The organism is Streptomyces sp. JB150, assembly GCF_011193355.1.
Classification (GTDB): domain Bacteria; phylum Actinomycetota; class Actinomycetes; order Streptomycetales; family Streptomycetaceae; genus Streptomyces.
Genome location: NZ_CP049780.1, coordinates 2,420,853 through 2,437,505, shown reverse-complemented (window position 1 = coordinate 2,437,505; position 16,653 = coordinate 2,420,853). Strand labels below are relative to the sequence as shown.

The window sequence follows — 16,653 nt, the reverse complement described above, 5'->3', positions numbered from 1 at the left end:
AAGGTAAGCCTTCCCTACTAATCCGGGGACCGGCTGATCAGCCGGTGTGCCGTGAGCGCTGCGACTGGTCGGCCTGCCGCGCCTTGCGCCTCATCACCGCCTCGTAGTCGGCCGCCATCTCCCGCAGCAACTCAGGGCGGTCGGCGGGATCCACATCCTCCAGAGCAACTTCGATCAGCCGCCGCACGTGGGCGGGTGCCGAACTCAGCACCGGCGGCATCGCGGCGGCCTGCTGCGCCGCCTGACGTTCCATCTCCCGCAGGATCTCCGCCGCCTCCGGGTTGTGCTCCTGGAGTCGATCGGATGTGATGCCGACGGTGTGCGCCATGGCCGCCACGGTGCTCGGCTTGCCTGGAACTGCGATGCGGTTGGCGCCGGCGCCGCGGTACCCGGCCTCGACGTTGCGCCAGCTGGAGCCGGAGAACTTGTACGGCATGTGGCCGGCCGCGACTTCGGGGCTCCAGCCCTTCGCCTCGCGGGCGAGGCGGATGAGCTGGCCGTGGGCGGGTGGGCTGTGGTCCCGGGGCTGGTCCCTCATGTTTCCCCCTCGTGGTCGCTCCTACTTTCTAGAACTTTATTGAACGGCAGTAAGCGGCGCGAGGGCGTGCACGACTTCTCCACAGGGCGTAGAAAGAAGTAGGACTCACCACTTGTTCTCAGTCCTACAAAGTTCTACAGTCGGATGCATGAACGAAGACCCCCGAGAGTTCCGCCGCCGTCGGATCGAGGCCGGTCTGAGCATTACCGACCTGGCGCGGCAGGCCGGGGTGACCAAGTCGCACCTCTCCAGCGTTGAGAAGGGGACGGCAGGGTTCTCGCCGAGGAACCTCAAGGCGATCGCCGAGATATTGGGCTGCGAGGTCCACGACCTGCTGCTCCCCGAGCCCCACGGCCAGGACGACGCCGAGGCGAGCCGGAGCGTGGCCTGATGGGCACCGGCGAAACCCGCGAGGTCCTGCTGACGATCCGGCCCGGCGAGTCCGTCGACGAGTTCACCAGCCGGATCGCCGACACCGCGCCCCCGCTGACGCCCGAGCTTGCGGCCACCCTCCGCGCCCTGCTCCCCGTCACCACTCCACCGGTTGCCGCTCCGACGGCTCCGGCCTTCCAGACGGCTCGCCGAGCCGCCTGAACGCACTGAGGGCCCGCCGTGCCCCCGGCGAGCCCTCGGCCCAACCACCCATCACCTGAAGGAACGAGGTGGGCCCGATGCACTCCAGCATCGCACACGTCCCCCGCGTCCGCGGCGGGAAGAGCACCGCCGAGACAGAACGCGACGACCTTCGCGATCTCCTGGCCGCCGTCCTGGAAGCCCTGGACCTGCCCGCCGACCCCCGGCGCGACATCACCGCCATCATGCGGATCGGCGCGGTCACCGGCACCCTGCGGGACGTCCTGAACGGCGACGCGACCAACGGCATCCCGTGGGAGACGGACTACCTCCGCAAGGAGATCGCCCGCCTCGCCGGGCAGGGCTGGTGACCGCCGTGCCCGAGCCGATAGACCCCGAGTACCTGCGCCTGACACAGCAGACCGTCGCGGCCGTGCCGAACGGCCCCTGGGCGCCGATCACCAACGACTACGGCACGCCGGACGCGGTCGGCCCGATCTCCTTCCTGGAGACGGCGTCGGGCGAGTACCAGGTGCCCGTCATCCAGTTCATCCGGCACGCCCGCGAGGCCCTGCCCCGCTACGTCGGCGAGGTCACCCGGCAGCGCGACGAGATCAAGCTGCTCAAGCGGCGCCTGGCGCAGCTGGAGAAGAGCGGCGGTGACCACCATGACCGGTGAAGCGCTCAGCCCCCGCCTGCTCGCGCAGCTGCGGACCGCGACCGAACGGAACCCCTCCGCCCCGGCCACTCGCACCGTGCGGCTGCTGCTCGCCGAGATCGACCGGCTCAACACGAGCCCGCCGATCGAACTACTGGAGCCCGCCGACGACTGCCCACTGACCCGCCGCCAGCTCCAGATCCTGCTCGGCACCGCCAACGGCAAGGAGTGCCCGGCCATCGCCCGTGACCTGATGCTGTCGCCCAAGACGGTCAGGAAGTACAGGGCGATCGCCATGAGGCGCCTCGGCGTCCGCACGCCTGCCCAGGCCGTGGCCGTCTGCCTCATACGCGGCTGGTTCCCGCGCGGCTCCGTGCCGGTGCCCGACCTGCCGCACCGGCCGTCACCCGTCAAGGTCCGCAACACCTACCGGGAGCGCGCCGCACTGCTGCGCGAGACGCCCGGCGAGTGGGGAGTCGTCGCCGTCTACGACAGCGGTCCCACCGCGCGGCAGAGCGCCTACCGGCTGCGCAGCGGAGCCTTCAAGGCCTTCCGGCCCGCCGGGATGTGGGAGGCCGAGGCCTTCACCGAGGACGGCGAACACGGAGTCCGCGCCCGCTACCTCGGCACCACCGACACCACAGAGAGGGCAGCGTCATGACCGCCCGCACGCTCGACTACCGGGGCAGCGTTGTCCCCTCCAGCTACCCGTGGGGCGAGACGCGTGCGCGCCTCATCTCGCTCGCCGAGCAGTTCCCGGTCGGCTCACGCATCGTCCACGCCTGCGGCCGTGAGGGCACCGTCGCCCTGGACCAGCCCGACCACGTCCCCGGCATGTTCAACGGACGGCCCACCGCTGTGTGCCTCGGAGGAGAGTGGCACGACACCCCGATGGTCTTCGCCACCTGGGACAACGAGTACGACCTCGTCTGGCGCGTCTGGGTGCCCGTCGCCAAGATCCGCCGTGGCAGCGCCCCGGCCGTGAACCGGCCCGGCAACAAGGCCCGGATCGGTGGCCGCCGATGAGGTACGCGGTCATCGCCTCGGACGGCGAACTCACCCAGCACGACGGCGACCTCGACTGGGACGACGTGATCGGCCCGGAGGGCAAGGACCGGGTGCGGCTGCATCCGTCGCTCGCCGTCGCCGCGTTCGTGAACGACGTGGGCCTGTACTACCCGGCCCGCTACCCCCGCAACGTCATCGGGTCCTGCGTGCTGGCCGCCTTCGGCGCGCCGTTGCAGCCCTACGCGGGCCCGGTCGTCTTCACCGGCTGGAACCCTGGCAACACGCCGCTGGGCCTGTCGGAGATCTGCTCGCTGCCGCAGCCCGTGGACGCCCTCGACACGGTTCACGGCGACGTCTTCAAGGCCCTGAACGGGCAGAGGCCCCGCCACCTGTCACCGAGCTGGGCCGAGACGATGCGCGAAGTCGCCGACCATGCCCGCACCGCACCCACCCCCGGCATCACGATCCGGACGGTGACGCTGCGATGAAGACCACCCGTCCGGCGTTCACGTCGTCCGCCGCCCCTGGAACGGGGGCCGCTGCGGAAGCGAAGGCAGGAGAGGAGCACGTCCGTTCCTCTGCTCCGGTGACCCCGCCTGCGCCGGGCGGGTCCCAGACCGCTCGCCCGGAGTCAACGTCACCTGCCGGCGTCCGCAGCGCCGCGACGGGAGCCAAGGCCGGAGAGGACCCCCTGCGCACTCGGCGTCCTGAGACCCCGCCTGCTCCGGGCGAGCACCACACCACCCGTACGGCGTCAACGTCACCCGCTCCGCCACCGAGCACCGGCGCGGCGGGAGCGAAGGCCGGAGAGGGGCCACCGCGACAGACCCCCGCTCCGAAGACCCGGCCTGCGCCGTACGGGGCCAACGCCGGGCCGGAGGCGACCGTCCCCGCCTCCGGCCCGGTCACCCCCACGGCCCGTCTGCTGCTGCCCGCCGGTGCACCGGAGGACGTCTGGTCGGAGACCCGGCGGCAAGGCGTCGGCGGCTCCGACGTCGCCGCGATCCTCGGCATGGACAGCTACGGCGGGGCGCTGCGGGTGTGGCTGGAGAAGACCGGCCAGGCCCGCAGTGAGCGCGACGCCCGACTGGAGCGCTCCGCCCGGCGCGGCCACGCCCTTGAGGGGCTGGTCGCGGAGTTCTTCGCCGAAGAGTCGGGGCTGACCGTCCTCGACTCGCCGGGCACCCTCCAGCACGTCGACCGCCCGTACTGGATCGCCAACCCTGACCGGCTCGTCGCCGACCAGGACCCGGGCGACCTCGCCGTGCTGGAGTGCAAGTCCCGCACCTGGCGGTCCGCGCGGGCGGAGAACTGGCGCGGCGAGCAGGCCCCCGACGGGCCCGCGATCCAGGCGCACTGGTACCTGACCGTCACCGGCTACCGGGCTGCCTACGTCGCCGGGCTCATCGACGACGACCTCGTCTGGTTCCGGCTGGAGCGGGACGACGAACTGTGCGGCATGCTCGCCGACGCCGTCGACCGGTTCTGGCACGACCACGTCCTCGCCGGTATCCCGCCGGAGCCGGACGGGAGCGAGGCCGCCACCGAGCTGCTGGCCCGTCTGTGGGACGCCCGCGAGGAAGCCACGGTGGAGGTTGACCCGGTGGAGGCCGCGTTGCTTACGCAGCGCCGCCGGGAGCTGCGCGAGCAGATGGACGCCCTCGGTGAGGAGCTGACCGCGACCGAGAACCGGATGCGCGCCCTACTCGGTGACGCCGAGGTCGCCACGGTCGGCACGAAGCCGGTCATCACCTGGCGGCAGAACGGCCAGTTCGCGCCCGCTCGTTTCCGGCAGGAGCAGCCCGAGCTGGCCGCCGCGTACACCCGCCTGGTCCCGGCCGTCGACACCGAACGGCTCGCCGCCGACCACCCCGACACCTACCGCAAGTACCGGGCGCGCGTGCTGCGCGTGCCCTCGGAAGGATGACCATGTCCGACCTCAAGGACCGCGTAAGGCAGGCCACCAGCGGCCAGGATGACCAGCAGCCGCAGCAGCCGGTCACCGACCTCGCCGTCAACGACACCGCCCGCCAGTGGCTCCAGCGCCGCGAGACCTACTTCGTCGACGCCCTCCCCAGGCACGTCGACCGGGCGCACTTCATGGCCGTCGCCCATGCCCGCATGGAGGACCTGAAGAACTGCACGCCGGCGTCCATCCACACCGCGCTGCTGGCCTGCGCCCGCTTCGGCCTGGAGCCCGACGGCAAGCACGCCGCGATTATCCCGTACGGCGACGTGGCGACCTTCCAGCCGATGTACGAGGGCTACATCGACCTGATGTACCGGCACCCGCGGGTCGACTCGGTGCACTTCAACTGGATCCGGGAGAAGGACCAGTGGGACTACACGCCCACCGAGCCGTCGCCCCGGGACTTCTTCCACAAGCCGCGCATCGACCTGTCCGACGAAGAGCGCGGCGAGGTCATCCTGGCGTACGCGTTCGCGTGGATCGACGGCCGACGCTCCCAGGTCATCATTCTCAACCGGGACCAGGCGGAGAAGATCCGCGACAAGTACTCGAAGGCGTACAAGAAGGCCGAGCGGCAGAAGAAGTACGACTCGCCCTGGCACACCGACTTCGACGCCATGTGGGCCAAGTCCTGCGTCCTCCGCCTCCGCAAGGTCGTCCCCACCTCGACCGAGCTGGCCGAACTCATGCAGGCCGACACCGACTTCGATGACGACCAGTCCGCCCCGCCCGTCATCCGCGGCACCGTCATCGCCCGCGACGACCAGGAGGCGGACGGTGAGCAGGAGAGGCCGACCGCCGCGTGGCCGAAGACCGCGCAGCCCGGCTCGGACGGCGCCGAGGCTGGTGAGCACCAGTGAACGAACGGGAGACCGAGGAGGCCATGGCGCGGGTGCTGACCGCGCGCGGCTTCCGCACGGTGACCACCGAGCAGTGGACCCGGCAGGGCGCGCTCGATGTCGTACGGGAAGGCCGGCGCCGCTACGCCGACGATCCGCGCGTCCAGGCGCTCGACGAGATCGCGGCCGTCCTCGCCGACCGGCTCTCCAAACACGTCGACGTGCCGCCGGAGTCCATCGCCACGGTGCTGCTCGCGGCCAGCGCCTCCGTGGGCGCGATCGCCCTTATGCATCACCTGCCCGGACCGATGATCGTGGAGATTCTCCAGGTCACTGCCGACGAGCTGGACCGTCGCGCGAACGGGGGTGAGCCGTCGTGACCACCCCTGCTCTCCTGCTCACCGTGTACGGCACCCCGGCCCCGCAGGGCTCGAAGACCCGTAACCGGGCGGGCGCCATGTACGAGTCGTCGGCGGCCGTGAAGCCGTGGAGGGAGGCCGTGAAGACGGCGGCCCTGGACGTGCTGCACCACGACGACGGTTGGGCGGCCCTGGACGGTCCGGTGTGGCTGGACCTGCGGTTCACCCTGCGGCGCCCGAAGAACCACTTCGGCACCGGCAGGAACGCGGGCCTGCTGAAGCCGTCCGCTCCCCAGTTCCCGACGAGCACGCCCGACCTGGACAAGCTGATCCGCTCCACCCAGGACGCGCTGAAGGACGCCGGCGTGCTCGCCGACGACAGCGTCGTCGCACAGCTGTCCGCCTCCAAGGTCTACGTGCTCTGGGGCAACGCCCTCCGTACGCCCGGCGCCGAGATCCGCGTCTGGCGCCTCACCGATCTCCACAAGGAGCCCACCCCGTGACGCAGCTGAAGTTCGACGCCAAGGTGTCCGCCTCGGCGCAGGAAGCGCTGGAGCCACACATCCGACCGGTGTACGACGTGCCCGCCGCCCGGCGCCTGTTCATCGGCGAGTTCGCCGCGATCGAGCGCACCGAGCCCGCTCCGGGCACGGAGAAGGAGGCGAGCGTCAAGGTCCGCATCGTCTCCCTGGAGTTGCCGAACGAGGCGCAGGAGGGCTACGTCCGCGAGGCGCTGCGCTTCCTGCACCTTCAGCGCACCGCGCGCGGAACCCTCGACGACGACGGCCACCTGGAGCTGGACGAGTCCACCCTGCGCCTGACGGGCGGCCAGCTCGCCTACCTCGAAACAGCTCGCCTGCGGGCAGGGCTGAACCACTGGGCGTCGTACGCCCGCCGGGTGCTGCACACCCCGAACCTGACGGTCACCGAGGCGATGCACGAGCTGAAGACCGTCGCCGACGGGCTGAGCGCCGCCCTCGACGGGGCCCGCGGGGACGGAGGCGAGTGAGATGCCCGTGTTCATCGGAGGCCTGCTGCTGGGCGGCCTGTCCGGCGCCGTCACGTACGCCGGGACCGCTGACGGCCAGGTCGCCGGAGCTGTCGCGGCCGTCGTCGCCGTTCTTACCTGGCTCGGCTTCGCCTGCGTGATCTTCCTGGACGACTGACACCCCGCTGACCCGACCCGCCCGAGAGGAGGTGATCCCCATGTCTCAGCGCGTCCGCGTGCCCCTGCGTGTGATCGTCGGCCACTACGCCGACTCCACCGTCAGCGTGTACGTCAAGGTGGCCGCGCTCGCCCGGCGCGAGAGCGGCTGTGAGGCGGGGGTCGCCTACCTCTCCGGGCTGCTGGGGCTGGCGCGCTCCACCGTCGAGCGAGCGCTGACCCAGCTGATGCGGCCGGACCCGACGGACGACGTGGTGGAGCTGACGAGCCACCGGCGCACCCGCCCCGGCGGCGACGGCTGGACCGCTGTGCGCCGCATACGCGCCACCAACCCACAGCGCGAGCACGGCGCTTGGGTGCCCTCCCGCGCCGCCGAATCTCTCAGCCCGCGCCAACTGCGCGCCTACGCCGCCCTGGCGTACGCCACCGCACTGCGCCACGACATCACCCTCGCCGAGCTGGCGCGCGTCCTGCGCCACCGCTCCGGTGCGAAGGCCGGCCAGCCCCTCGATGTGCGCTCCGTGCGGCGCATTCTGCGGGAGCTGGAACGGCTCGGCTGGATCAGCGTGGAGCGGCGCGCCGGGTACCGCGGCCGCCACCTCTACACGGTCCACGACGAGCCGGTGCAGGCCTCGCTCACAGCGGACATTGGAGAGGGATCGGGTGGGGATCTTGGAGAGGGATCGCTACAAGAGGATCACCACCAGACTGACTCACCGGATGATCCGCCCGCTGCCGCCTCTTCCATCCGCCGTAGGCGAGTGCAGGAGGTAGCGCGCGGCCCGGTGGATCACCCTCAGCTCCCGCCGACGCTGCGCCGCCCGTACACCGGGCCGCAGGTCACTCTCGCTCCGCGGATCTGGCGAGTCCTCGAACCCGTGAAGCCCCTGCTCGCCGGGCTGTCGCCGTACGTCGTGCGGCAACTGGCCCGGGAGATCGGGCGACAGCTTGACGAGGGGCAGGAGCCCGAACGGCTGCGCGCCCGGCTCCAGTTCCGCCTGGCGTCCACGGAGACGATCCGCGACCCGGGCCGGTGGCTGCTCGGTCCGGCGATCGTCCGGCGCGGCTGCGGTCTCACCGAGTGCGAGTCCGGCCGGATCTGGCACAGCGGCGTCCGCTGCGAGACGTGCGCATGGCGGCTCGCCACCGGAGCACCGCTCGCCGCCCACCCGCCGACGCGCCGCCCGGCCTGGCACGAGTGCGAAGCCTGCCGCGCCCCGTCCCGCACCTCGCTCCCGGACGGCGTGTGCCGGGCCTGCCGCCCGCCCGATCCCCAGACCTTGCTCAGGAGCTGGCAGCGATGACCTCCTCCGACATACCGCAGCCCGCCACCAGCCAGCTGCTGGCGCTCGCCGCCGCGTCCCGGCCGGACTGGTCGATCGACCAGCTCCGCGATGTCCTCGCGCAGGCCCGCCCCGATATGACCTGGGGCCGCGTCCTGGTCGCCGTCGCCCAGATGATCGCCGACCCCGGCGCGGAGCCGACCGACCTGCTCGCCGCCCTCCCCGAGCCGTGGCGCCAGCGCCGGCGCCCGCCCGGACCCGACACCTACACCCGCGGGGCCGACGCCGCACGCGCAGCCCTGCACGCACCCCAACCACACCGAACGACCGAAGGGACGTGATGGCGATGACCGCAACGATGCACATCGGCCGTCGCACCACCCGCCACCACCCGCTCACCAGCCTGCGCGCCCGGTGGGAAGCGTTCCAGCTGCGGCACTCCCGCCGTGCGCTGGACGCGTACTTCGAACAGGCCCGGCTGCGCCGGCCGGTGACCGACCCGCACCGGCACGCCTGGGAGAACTCGGCCCTGGAAGCGGCGTTCGCGCAGCTCGCGGCCGACCACCCCGAGGCGGTCACCCCGGCCGACGGCGGCACCCCCGCCCGCCACGCCGACCGGGAGACGCTGCTGCTGGCCGCCTGCGACGCCTGGTTCCGCGACGTCCACGGCCCTGAACACCGCTGGAGCCCGCGCACCGTCGCCGCCTACGAGCAGCTCCTGCACGACGTGCGCGCCTGCTTCCACCCCGGCGGTGCGAGATGAGCACCCACACCATCGACACCCACAGCCGTGACCAGCTCCGCACCGTGCTCCGCGGCATCGCTGGCCGCGACGTCGCCGCAGTCCGCGTCACCCGCGTCAGCTGGCCCGACGGCCCGCGCTGGGTCGTGATGCTCCTGGTCGACGACTCGCGTGCCGCCCGAGGCCGCCGCGAGGTTCCGGTGGTCGAGGGACGTCATCACCGGGACGTCGCCCTGCTGCTGCGCGACGCCTTCCCGCTCGCCAACTGGGCCATCGCCCAGGACTACGACATCAGCACCGGCGCCCTCACCGAGCACCGAGTGCCGGTCCCGGCATGCCTGCGAGGTGACGACCTGTGAGCCGTCACCGATCCCGTCAGCGGGCCGACCACCAGCACGCCGCCGAGCAGGCCCGCCAGATGCCCGGTCAGTGGGTCCTCGCCGGAACCTACGGCAGCAGCGCCAGCGCCGTGTCCGCCGCTCTCCAAGTCCGCACCGGCAACCGCGTGCCCGCCTACCGGCCGGCCGGGTCGTTCGAGGCACACACCGAGCTCACCCAGGACGGCGCAGACCTGTGGGTCCGGTACGTCGTCGACCAGCCGGAAGGAGCGTCGACGTGACCACCACGAAGATCGAGTGGGCTGACCGCGTGTGGAACCCGGTCACCGGCTGCACCAAGGTGAGCCCCGGGTGCGACAACTGCTATGCGGAGAACATCGCCCGCCGCTTCGCCGGGTCCAAGGCGTTCCCCGACGGCTTCAGCGTGACCCTGCACGAGGAGCGCCTCAACCAGCCGTTCCGCTGGAAGAAGGCCGCCCGCGTCTTCGTCAACAGCATGTCCGATCTCTTCCACGACGACGTACCGGACCTGTTCATCACCCAGGTCTTCGACGTCATGGAGGCCGGTCTCAACCGGCGGCACACGTTCTTGATCCTGACCAAGCGGCACGCCCGCATGCGGTCCTTCATGCAGGCCCGGCAGAAGGCCAAGCAGGAGTACGCGGCCAAGTTCGACGACTGTCCGACCGAGGGCATGCGCAACAGCCCCGCCGCCAGGGACGCGCGAGCCCGCGCGGCCCGGCTGCCGGCGAACATCTGGCTCGGAGTCAGCGTGGAGAACCAGCGGTGGGCGGACATCCGCATCCCCGCCTTGATGGAGACCCCGGCCGCCGTGCGGTTCCTCAGCTGCGAGCCGCTGCTCGGGCCGGTTGACCTCACACGCTGGCTCCGCCCGGTCCCCGACTGCGGGCACGTCACCCCGGAGGACGGCACCTGCGGCCACCCGGACGCCTTCACACCCGAGTGCCACCGCCGGGCCGACTGCCCCGCCCGGTCCCGCCCGGAGGACTGGCACGGCCTGGACTGGGTCATCGCCGGTGGCGAGTCGGGCCCGCGAGCCAGGCCCATGCACCCCGCCTGGGCGCGCCAGCTGCGGGACGACTGCGACGTCGCGGGCGTGCCGTTCTTCTTCAAGCAGCACGGCGAGTACCTGGCAGCCGCCGTCGTCGACGACCCCGCGTTCTCGGGTGGACGGGCGTACGACAGCCCGCTGGGCGGCCGGCACTCCGCGACGCTCCGCACGCGCGGGCCGAGCAGGACGTTCCGCAGTGGTGAGACCCGGCTCATGCAGCCGGGCGACCGCACCAGCCGGACGGTGATGCTCGACACCGCCACGATCGCGGTCCGCGTTGGCAAGGCCGCCGCGGGTCGTCTGCTGGACGGCCGCACCCACGACGCCTTCCCCCGCGATGACTACCGCGACTCGATTACCTCGGGCCTGACCGAGAGCCTCGACGCCTTCTCCCGCCGCCTCGAAGCAGCGGCGGCCGACACCGACACCGCCCGGAGGACCCGATGACCATCCCCGGCTGGGTGCGCCGCTGGCGCACCAGGTTCTACGACGCGCAGGCACGCAAGCTCAGCGCCCAGCTCGCCGCAGAGAAGGACCGCAACCGCCTCCTGGAGCAGCGGGTGGCCGACCTCCAGGCCGCCAACGAGGGCGCCTACCACGCGCTGGCCATCGAACGCGGTGCCGCCTGCCTCAAGACACCCTGCTCCCTCTGCGCGGCCGCGGTGAAGGACGGTGCAGCGTGATCGCGTACGTGTGCCTCGCCCTCGGCACGGCGGGCACGGTCGTCGTCCTCTACGCCGTGGCACCCGCCGGCCGGGGCCTGCACCGGTACGTCGTACCGCGTTCCACGCTGCGGGCCGAGGCCGCCCGCAGCACTGCGGAGGCAGAGGGGTTGGCCTGCAAGCTGGTCGCTCTCGCCGGGGAACTGGACGCAGTGGGCGGTGAACGCGACGACCTGAAGGCCACCCTGGCGGAGGCCGAAGGGCGGATCGCCGAGCTTGAAGAGCAACTGCGTGAGGCAGCCGAGCTGCGCCAGACGAACACCGCGCTGACGTCCGAGCTGGCCAACATCCGCGCCATCCGGCCGCTGAGCGCCGACGACAGCGTGTCCGCGCGGCCGGACGACGCCCAGGAATTCACCGACCACACCGCTACCGCCTGGCGCGCCCGCGCCTGACCAGACCTGCCCGCCGCCGCGGCGACAGCGGCCCCGGCGGCGGGCGGCACCCAAGTAGGCAAGGAGAACCACGAATGGTCTGCCCCTTCTGCAAGCGGGCCTACCCCTGCATCTGCCCACCCCGCCTCTCTGCGCGTGCCGAGAGGTGACCCATGGGCTACACCGGATCTGTCCCCGACACCGCGGCCCGCCGCCTCGACTGGATGGGCGCCGCCGCATGCCTGGGCCAGCAGGAGATCTTCGACGACCCGGACCGCGTGCACGAGGCGCGCATCATCTGCGTCGCCCGATGCCCGGTCCGCTCCCAGTGCCTGGCCTACACGAAGGAATGCGAGCGCGGCCTGCACCGCGACCAGCGCGACGGCGTCGCCGCCGGGCTCACCCACGACGAGCGGCACCGCCTCGATGACACCGCCGTGCACCGCAAGGACGACGGAGACCCGATCAAGCTGGACGGCTCCGAACGCTGCGGCACCCACATCGCGCTCCTCAGGCACCTGTGGCTGGACGAGCCGATCGACCCCAAGTGCTGGAGCGGCGAGGTGTTCCGCGAACACGGCAACCGCAACGCCCGGCAGCGCGCCGCCCCCGCGCCCAGGCCTGCGCCGCCGGAAACCGCCCGGCCGAAGCGCCGCCCGCGACCGCCGGCCAAGGGCGACACCCCGCACGAGCGGCGGATCTACTCCCTGTGGTCGACGGGTGCGAGCGACCTGGACATCGCCCGCCGCATGGCGGTCAGCGTCCCGTCGGTGCTCCGCGTGCGGGAACGGCTGGGCTTGATCGCCAATCAGGCCGACCGGCAGGCGTCATGAGCGAGAAGCCCTGCACCAAGCGGCCGTACGACTCCCGGTACGAGGCTCGTCGGGCCCTCCTCGCGATCTGGGCGAACCGCAGGGGACGCACGGAGCGGTCCTCGTACTTCTGCCCGGACTGCCAGGCGTGGCACCTGACCAGCCGGAAGCGGCGGCGGCCGTGACCGCACAGCTGCCGATCTTCGCCGACTGCCCATACGGCGGCTGCCAACACAGCCGCTGCGCCTGCCTCGAAGAGGCCCTGCACGAGACCGACGGGCTCGACCAGGACGCCGTCCAACTGCTCGACGACCTGGACGCGGGCCGCGCGGTCATCCACCGGCGGCGAGTGCGCCGCATCGAGACCATCCCGCCCCTCGACACCTACGAACCCCCGCAAGGACCCTGATGTCCCAGCTCAGCATCGCCGCTCTCGCTGTCGGCGCCGTCTCGTTCCTCGGCCTCTGCGCCGGCCTGCGCGACGCCTGGTTTCTCGGTCTGCTGTCCCTGACCTGCATGCTGGCCGGCGCCGACGCCGCGTACCAGGAGCGGGAAGCGTGGGCGATCACGTTCCTCTCGCTCGGCGCCCTGCTGGCGCTGGCGGCCGTCAGCGCGGCGTACCGAGACCGCGTGCGGGAGCGTCGATGACTCCCAACCAGGTCTTCGCCGTGGCCGCGATCGGTGGCTTCGCCGCCGTGATCGGCCTGCTCTTCACCATCGCCCTCGCCGTCGGCGTGCACGCCGCGTTCCAACGGCTGGTCACCGCGCTCGACGAGTCGCGGCAGCGTCGCCGCGACCTCTCCGCCTGCCGCGCCATCGAAGCGCTCGGCACCACTACCGAACCCCAGGACAGAGCATGACCGATCCGATACCCCGCCTCTTCGTCCTGCGTCGCGACCGGGACATCACCGGCGTCTCCGGCCCCGGCGACGTCGCCGACGGCGTGCAGTGGCCGGACGGCTCGGTCGTCCTGCGCTGGCGCGAGCGCCCCTCCACCGCAGTCTGGGACAGCCTGGAACTGATGCTGTCCGTGCACGGCCACGACGGCGCCACCCGCGTCGTGTTCCATGACGAACAGGACCGGGCGCGCGCCGCCGCGGGGCGCGCCTACCAGCTGGCCGACCGCTGGGAGGCGGCCCACGGTTCCGCGATGTTCCTCGTGAGGGTCGCTGGTGCCGAGCTGCGCCAGGTCCTCGATGAGCCTGGGGGCCCGTGCGAGCAGCACCCGCACGCGCCGGTCTTCGACGGCCTGTGCGGCGGCTGCACCCAGTACCCGGCCGACATGCAGCCGTGCACGAAGCACCGCGGCAGGGCCGAGCGGCAGCGGTACGGCTGCAACGGCCCCGACCCGGCCGAAACGGAGGCAGACCGATGATCTGCCGTCCCTGCGCCGACGCCGCCGACGGCATGCCCGGCACCCAGCACTGCGACGAGGCCCGCGCCGAGTCCTGGACGTGCGCCTGCCAGCACCGGCCGCCCGTACGGCCGACCGCCGAGCAGCTTGAGCGCGAGGCGGGTGAGGAACCGTGACCGCGCTCGCCGCCGACCCGGTGGCCTCCGCGCCGAACACAGGCGAGGAGCTGACGCACGCGGTCTGCTTCTGCGATGACGACGTGGCGCTGTGCGGCGCGAACGTCGCCGGTACGGAGTGGGCCACCGAGGACGAAGAGGTGGACTGCGTCGTCTGCCAGGACCTGTTGCTGCTGCCCTGCGCGAGGTGCGGACAGTGACCCACAAGAACGAAGGACCGACCATGCGCCACGCCTTCACCCGAGGCTTCCGCCTGCACCTCGTTGACGGCCGGGTCCTCGACGGCGCCGAGTTCCCGTCCGGCCGCACGTTCGTGATCGACGACCCCGAGTACGGGCTCGCGTCCTGCGCCATCTCGATGGACCACCTGCTCGCGGGCTACCACGGGGCCCGCGTCGAGTGGCCCGAGGACCAACTGGTGCCCACTGCGTTGCTGCTGGACCTGGTGCACATCGTCGCCAACGCCCGGCGGGACCGGCCCTTCCCCGAGGCCGAAGCCCGCGCCGTCCTCGCCCGGCTCACCAAGTACCTGGGCTACGACGTCGCCGAACGCGCCGCCGAACAGGAAGCCAGCCGGGCGCTCGCCCGCGGGGAGACGCACCTGTGAGTAGCACGAGCACCGCCGATGAACTGCGGCACGCCGCACTTCTGCTCCGGAACCCGATCCGCCGCCCCGAACTGTGCGCCGTTGTCGACCTTCCCTTTACCGAGCCGCTCGCCGACTGGCTGGAGGCTGAAGCCCAGCAGGAGGCGTACACGCTCGCCGAGCGCGGGCACCACAGCGCCAGTCCCTACGCGCTCGCTATCGCCCGCCAGATCAACGGCAGCGGGGGCCGAACGTGACCGCACCACATCCCGGCGACGTGATCGCCCAGCATCCGACAGTTCTCGAAGCCGCCATCGCGCTCGCCGACGCCGACCTCCGTGACCGGCACGGCTCCGAGAACTCCGTCGAGCCCTGGTACATCGCGCCCGACGGCCCGGCCGACCACATCTACCCGACCCGCCCCGGCCTGCGCCGGTCCCTGCGAGGGGCCGAACCACAGCAGGGAAGCGGCGTCCTGTACCCCGACGCCGGCGACGTGTGCGGCTGGTGCCGCCGCGTCTGGCACGCACGACGCAAGGAGCAAACCGATGGACGCTGAGCACCACGTCACCACCGTCGACCGGCACGAGTGGACGCTGAAGTCCCCCGCCCACCACACGGAAGTCGAGAAGGCGGTACGGGTCGCCGAGCACGACCGGGCCCGGCTCGCCTCCAGGGGCATACGCACCGGCGACGTCCACGTCCACGCGGCTGACGACCAGCTGGTCATCTCGTTCGAGGCAGCGCGGCCCAGGAACCCCAAGCGGGCCGTCCGCGGGTTCGGCGTCGACGCGGCGGAGGCCACCGATGCAGACGCTTGACGGCCTGGTGGCCGATCTCGTCGACCGCTGGACAGGTGACGAGCAGCATCCCGGCGACGGTGGTCCCGGCCTGATCGCGCGGCTCGACGAACTCGCCCTGCGCACAGCCCAACCGCGGGTGGCCGGGGGCCGTTCCACGCCCGACTCCCGCCCGCCGGCAGCCCTCGATGCCGTCCACTGGAGCACCCGGATCAAGGCCGAGGCGCGGATCCTCGACATGGAGCTGCGCGGCTCGACGCACATGCAGCGCTGGGACCGGGCGTTGAAGGCGCTCCCCGCGGGAGCCGAAGTGACAGGCCGGGTAGGCGAGGTGACGTCCACGGTCGGTACCTGGCACTCGACCGTCCGTACCGTGCTGGGGCTTCAGCCCCCGTCGCGGGAGATGAGCGGCGTGCGCTGCCTCGCCTGCGGTCAGCCCACGATCCACTGCCGCCCCGACGACGACCGGCCGCGCGCGTGGTGCGTGAACCCGGAGTGCGCCGACGAGGAGACGGGCCGCCCAGCACGGTACGAGGGCCGGCGCCTGTATCTGCTCACCACCAACAGCACCGATCGGAGAACCGCGTGACCGCGATCGTCGGCCTCGTGCACGGCGGCACCGTCTACCTCGGCGGCGACTCCGCGGGGGTGGCAGGCTGGAGCCTCACCGTCCGCGCCGACGCCAAGGTCTTCAGCAACGGCCCGTACGTCCTCGGCTTCACCACCTCGTTCCGCATGGGCCAGCTCCTGCGGTACGCGTTCGAGCCGCCCAAGCCGGAAGGGGAAGACCTGGCGCGGTTCATGGCGACCACGTTCGTCGACGCCGTGCGCGAGACGCTGAAGACGGGCGGCTGGCTGAGGCGGGACAGCGAGCGGGAGGACGGCGGGACGTTCCTCGTCGGCGTCGAGGGCCGGCTGTTCGAGGTGCACGACGACTTCCAGGTGGGCGAGCCCGCGGACGGCTACACCGCGGTCGGCTGTGGGCACGAGATCGCGGTCGGAGCCCTGTACGCGACAGCCCGGTCCCGGATGGCGCCGCAGCGGCGTGTGCGGCTGGCGCTGGAGGCTGCGGAGCGGTTCAGCGCGGGAGTCCGCGGCCCCTTCACGTACGCGGACACGGCGGGCTGACCCAGCCTCCCTGGTCGAGCCGTCCCGGGCATCCCCGGGGCGGCTCGTCGCGCGCCGTAGGCGAGTCAGCGCGTCGGAGAATGTAGAACTCAACCCTTGTACTGGATTGGATTTACTCGTACAATTTTCTACATGGGGTCGGTGAGCGGCCCCGGTG

36 protein-coding genes are annotated in these 16,653 nt (G+C 72.0%); 35 read left to right on the top strand and 1 reads right to left on the bottom strand.

Going from position 1 to position 16,653, the window contains the following annotated elements; genetic code table 11:
• Positions 1-37: 37 nt before the first annotated feature.
• Positions 38-538 carry a helix-turn-helix domain-containing protein gene (locus G7Z13_RS11585; protein WP_165998466.1) on the bottom strand — a complete coding sequence of 167 codons (501 nt, stop codon included), beginning with the start codon at positions 536-538 and terminating at the stop codon, positions 38-40.
• A gap of 148 nt (positions 539-686) precedes the next feature.
• Here G7Z13_RS11585 and G7Z13_RS11580 point away from each other — a divergent pair, with 148 nt between their 5' ends.
• The 35 genes from G7Z13_RS11580 (at position 687) to G7Z13_RS11410 (ending at position 16,496) form a co-directional block, all read left to right on the top strand.
• Positions 687-929, top strand: a complete 243-nt coding sequence (locus tag G7Z13_RS11580) for a helix-turn-helix transcriptional regulator (RefSeq protein ID WP_165998464.1) — start codon at positions 687-689, stop codon at positions 927-929.
• Complete coding sequence (locus G7Z13_RS11575) at positions 929-1,132, top strand: hypothetical protein (RefSeq protein WP_165998462.1); 204 nt, start codon at positions 929-931, stop codon at positions 1,130-1,132. The genes G7Z13_RS11580 and G7Z13_RS11575 overlap by 1 nt, the downstream gene beginning before the upstream one ends.
• Positions 1,133-1,209: 77 nt before the next feature.
• Entirely contained in the window at positions 1,210-1,482 is a 273-nt protein-coding gene (locus tag G7Z13_RS11570) for a hypothetical protein (protein ID WP_165998460.1), read from the top strand.
• A gap of 5 nt (positions 1,483-1,487) precedes the next feature.
• On the top strand, positions 1,488-1,790 hold the full coding sequence (locus tag G7Z13_RS11565; protein ID WP_165998458.1) for a hypothetical protein: 303 nt from the start codon (positions 1,488-1,490) through the stop codon (positions 1,788-1,790).
• Positions 1,780-2,430 carry a helix-turn-helix transcriptional regulator gene (locus tag G7Z13_RS11560; RefSeq protein ID WP_240926480.1) on the top strand — a complete coding sequence of 217 codons (651 nt, stop codon included), beginning with the start codon at positions 1,780-1,782 and terminating at the stop codon, positions 2,428-2,430. The genes G7Z13_RS11565 and G7Z13_RS11560 overlap by 11 nt, the downstream gene beginning before the upstream one ends.
• Positions 2,427-2,795: a hypothetical protein gene (locus tag G7Z13_RS11555; RefSeq protein WP_165998454.1), complete on the top strand. Its 369-nt coding sequence runs from the start codon at positions 2,427-2,429 to the stop codon at positions 2,793-2,795. Before G7Z13_RS11560 ends, G7Z13_RS11555 begins: the two co-directional genes overlap by 4 nt.
• On the top strand, positions 2,792-3,265 hold the full coding sequence (locus tag G7Z13_RS11550; protein ID WP_165998452.1) for a hypothetical protein: 474 nt from the start codon (positions 2,792-2,794) through the stop codon (positions 3,263-3,265). Before G7Z13_RS11555 ends, G7Z13_RS11550 begins: the two co-directional genes overlap by 4 nt.
• Positions 3,262-4,704, top strand: a complete 1,443-nt coding sequence (locus tag G7Z13_RS34085) for a lambda-exonuclease family protein (protein WP_277347397.1) — start codon at positions 3,262-3,264, stop codon at positions 4,702-4,704. The genes G7Z13_RS11550 and G7Z13_RS34085 overlap by 4 nt, the downstream gene beginning before the upstream one ends.
• A 2-nt stretch (positions 4,705-4,706) precedes the next feature.
• The gene (locus tag G7Z13_RS11540) at positions 4,707-5,606 is read left to right on the top strand and encodes a RecT family recombinase (RefSeq protein ID WP_165998448.1); all 900 of its coding nucleotides are present in this window, start codon (positions 4,707-4,709) and stop codon (positions 5,604-5,606) included.
• Positions 5,603-5,965: a hypothetical protein gene (locus G7Z13_RS11535; protein WP_165998446.1), complete on the top strand. Its 363-nt coding sequence runs from the start codon at positions 5,603-5,605 to the stop codon at positions 5,963-5,965. The genes G7Z13_RS11540 and G7Z13_RS11535 overlap by 4 nt, the downstream gene beginning before the upstream one ends.
• Positions 5,962-6,447, top strand: coding sequence for a RusA family crossover junction endodeoxyribonuclease (locus G7Z13_RS11530; protein ID WP_165998444.1), 486 nt, complete (start codon positions 5,962-5,964; stop codon positions 6,445-6,447). Before G7Z13_RS11535 ends, G7Z13_RS11530 begins: the two co-directional genes overlap by 4 nt.
• Entirely contained in the window at positions 6,444-6,953 is a 510-nt protein-coding gene (locus tag G7Z13_RS11525) for a hypothetical protein (RefSeq protein ID WP_165998442.1), read from the top strand. The genes G7Z13_RS11530 and G7Z13_RS11525 overlap by 4 nt, the downstream gene beginning before the upstream one ends.
• Before the next feature lies 1 nt (position 6,954).
• Positions 6,955-7,110 (top strand): hypothetical protein, encoded by a 156-nt coding sequence (locus tag G7Z13_RS11520; protein ID WP_165998440.1) that lies wholly within the window; start codon positions 6,955-6,957, stop codon positions 7,108-7,110.
• Between the two features lie 40 nt (positions 7,111-7,150).
• Positions 7,151-8,413 (top strand): hypothetical protein, encoded by a 1,263-nt coding sequence (locus G7Z13_RS11515; RefSeq protein WP_165998438.1) that lies wholly within the window; start codon positions 7,151-7,153, stop codon positions 8,411-8,413.
• Positions 8,410-8,733 (top strand): acyl-CoA synthetase, encoded by a 324-nt coding sequence (locus G7Z13_RS11510; RefSeq protein ID WP_165998435.1) that lies wholly within the window; start codon positions 8,410-8,412, stop codon positions 8,731-8,733. Before G7Z13_RS11515 ends, G7Z13_RS11510 begins: the two co-directional genes overlap by 4 nt.
• A 5-nt stretch (positions 8,734-8,738) precedes the next feature.
• Positions 8,739-9,155 (top strand): hypothetical protein, encoded by a 417-nt coding sequence (locus G7Z13_RS11505; RefSeq protein ID WP_165998433.1) that lies wholly within the window; start codon positions 8,739-8,741, stop codon positions 9,153-9,155.
• A complete protein-coding gene (locus G7Z13_RS11500; protein ID WP_165998431.1) occupies positions 9,152-9,493 on the top strand; it encodes a hypothetical protein in 342 nt (113 codons plus the stop codon). The genes G7Z13_RS11505 and G7Z13_RS11500 overlap by 4 nt, the downstream gene beginning before the upstream one ends.
• On the top strand, positions 9,490-9,753 hold the full coding sequence (locus tag G7Z13_RS11495; protein WP_165998429.1) for a hypothetical protein: 264 nt from the start codon (positions 9,490-9,492) through the stop codon (positions 9,751-9,753). Before G7Z13_RS11500 ends, G7Z13_RS11495 begins: the two co-directional genes overlap by 4 nt.
• On the top strand, positions 9,750-10,991 hold the full coding sequence (locus G7Z13_RS11490; RefSeq protein WP_165998427.1) for a phage Gp37/Gp68 family protein: 1,242 nt from the start codon (positions 9,750-9,752) through the stop codon (positions 10,989-10,991). The genes G7Z13_RS11495 and G7Z13_RS11490 overlap by 4 nt, the downstream gene beginning before the upstream one ends.
• On the top strand, positions 10,988-11,227 hold the full coding sequence (locus G7Z13_RS11485; protein WP_165998425.1) for a hypothetical protein: 240 nt from the start codon (positions 10,988-10,990) through the stop codon (positions 11,225-11,227). The genes G7Z13_RS11490 and G7Z13_RS11485 overlap by 4 nt, the downstream gene beginning before the upstream one ends.
• A complete protein-coding gene (locus G7Z13_RS11480) occupies positions 11,224-11,661 on the top strand; it encodes a hypothetical protein (RefSeq protein WP_165998423.1) in 438 nt (145 codons plus the stop codon). Before G7Z13_RS11485 ends, G7Z13_RS11480 begins: the two co-directional genes overlap by 4 nt.
• Before the next feature lie 152 nt (positions 11,662-11,813).
• Positions 11,814-12,473 (top strand): WhiB family transcriptional regulator, encoded by a 660-nt coding sequence (locus G7Z13_RS11475; protein ID WP_165998421.1) that lies wholly within the window; start codon positions 11,814-11,816, stop codon positions 12,471-12,473.
• Positions 12,470-12,637, top strand: a complete 168-nt coding sequence (locus G7Z13_RS11470; RefSeq protein ID WP_165998420.1) for a hypothetical protein — start codon at positions 12,470-12,472, stop codon at positions 12,635-12,637. The genes G7Z13_RS11475 and G7Z13_RS11470 overlap by 4 nt, the downstream gene beginning before the upstream one ends.
• The gene (locus G7Z13_RS11465; RefSeq protein ID WP_165998418.1) at positions 12,634-12,861 is read left to right on the top strand and encodes a hypothetical protein; all 228 of its coding nucleotides are present in this window, start codon (positions 12,634-12,636) and stop codon (positions 12,859-12,861) included. Before G7Z13_RS11470 ends, G7Z13_RS11465 begins: the two co-directional genes overlap by 4 nt.
• Positions 12,861-13,100, top strand: coding sequence for a hypothetical protein (locus tag G7Z13_RS11460; protein ID WP_165998416.1), 240 nt, complete (start codon positions 12,861-12,863; stop codon positions 13,098-13,100). The genes G7Z13_RS11465 and G7Z13_RS11460 overlap by 1 nt, the downstream gene beginning before the upstream one ends.
• The gene (locus G7Z13_RS11455; RefSeq protein WP_165998414.1) at positions 13,097-13,312 is read left to right on the top strand and encodes a hypothetical protein; all 216 of its coding nucleotides are present in this window, start codon (positions 13,097-13,099) and stop codon (positions 13,310-13,312) included. The genes G7Z13_RS11460 and G7Z13_RS11455 overlap by 4 nt, the downstream gene beginning before the upstream one ends.
• Positions 13,309-13,827 carry a hypothetical protein gene (locus tag G7Z13_RS33335; protein WP_206313052.1) on the top strand — a complete coding sequence of 173 codons (519 nt, stop codon included), beginning with the start codon at positions 13,309-13,311 and terminating at the stop codon, positions 13,825-13,827. The genes G7Z13_RS11455 and G7Z13_RS33335 overlap by 4 nt, the downstream gene beginning before the upstream one ends.
• The gene (locus G7Z13_RS11445; protein WP_165998412.1) at positions 13,824-13,982 is read left to right on the top strand and encodes a hypothetical protein; all 159 of its coding nucleotides are present in this window, start codon (positions 13,824-13,826) and stop codon (positions 13,980-13,982) included. The genes G7Z13_RS33335 and G7Z13_RS11445 overlap by 4 nt, the downstream gene beginning before the upstream one ends.
• Positions 13,979-14,182, top strand: coding sequence for a hypothetical protein (locus G7Z13_RS11440; RefSeq protein WP_165998410.1), 204 nt, complete (start codon positions 13,979-13,981; stop codon positions 14,180-14,182). Before G7Z13_RS11445 ends, G7Z13_RS11440 begins: the two co-directional genes overlap by 4 nt.
• Complete coding sequence (locus G7Z13_RS11435; RefSeq protein ID WP_165998408.1) at positions 14,179-14,589, top strand: hypothetical protein; 411 nt, start codon at positions 14,179-14,181, stop codon at positions 14,587-14,589. Before G7Z13_RS11440 ends, G7Z13_RS11435 begins: the two co-directional genes overlap by 4 nt.
• Positions 14,586-14,825 (top strand): hypothetical protein, encoded by a 240-nt coding sequence (locus tag G7Z13_RS11430; RefSeq protein ID WP_165998406.1) that lies wholly within the window; start codon positions 14,586-14,588, stop codon positions 14,823-14,825. The genes G7Z13_RS11435 and G7Z13_RS11430 overlap by 4 nt, the downstream gene beginning before the upstream one ends.
• Positions 14,822-15,127, top strand: a complete 306-nt coding sequence (locus G7Z13_RS11425; protein ID WP_165998404.1) for a hypothetical protein — start codon at positions 14,822-14,824, stop codon at positions 15,125-15,127. The genes G7Z13_RS11430 and G7Z13_RS11425 overlap by 4 nt, the downstream gene beginning before the upstream one ends.
• Positions 15,117-15,389 (top strand): hypothetical protein, encoded by a 273-nt coding sequence (locus tag G7Z13_RS11420; protein ID WP_165998402.1) that lies wholly within the window; start codon positions 15,117-15,119, stop codon positions 15,387-15,389. The genes G7Z13_RS11425 and G7Z13_RS11420 overlap by 11 nt, the downstream gene beginning before the upstream one ends.
• Positions 15,376-15,957, top strand: coding sequence for a hypothetical protein (locus tag G7Z13_RS11415; RefSeq protein WP_165998400.1), 582 nt, complete (start codon positions 15,376-15,378; stop codon positions 15,955-15,957). The genes G7Z13_RS11420 and G7Z13_RS11415 overlap by 14 nt, the downstream gene beginning before the upstream one ends.
• On the top strand, positions 15,954-16,496 hold the full coding sequence (locus G7Z13_RS11410) for a hypothetical protein (protein WP_165998398.1): 543 nt from the start codon (positions 15,954-15,956) through the stop codon (positions 16,494-16,496). The genes G7Z13_RS11415 and G7Z13_RS11410 overlap by 4 nt, the downstream gene beginning before the upstream one ends.
• The last annotated feature ends 157 nt before the right edge of the window (positions 16,497-16,653 follow it).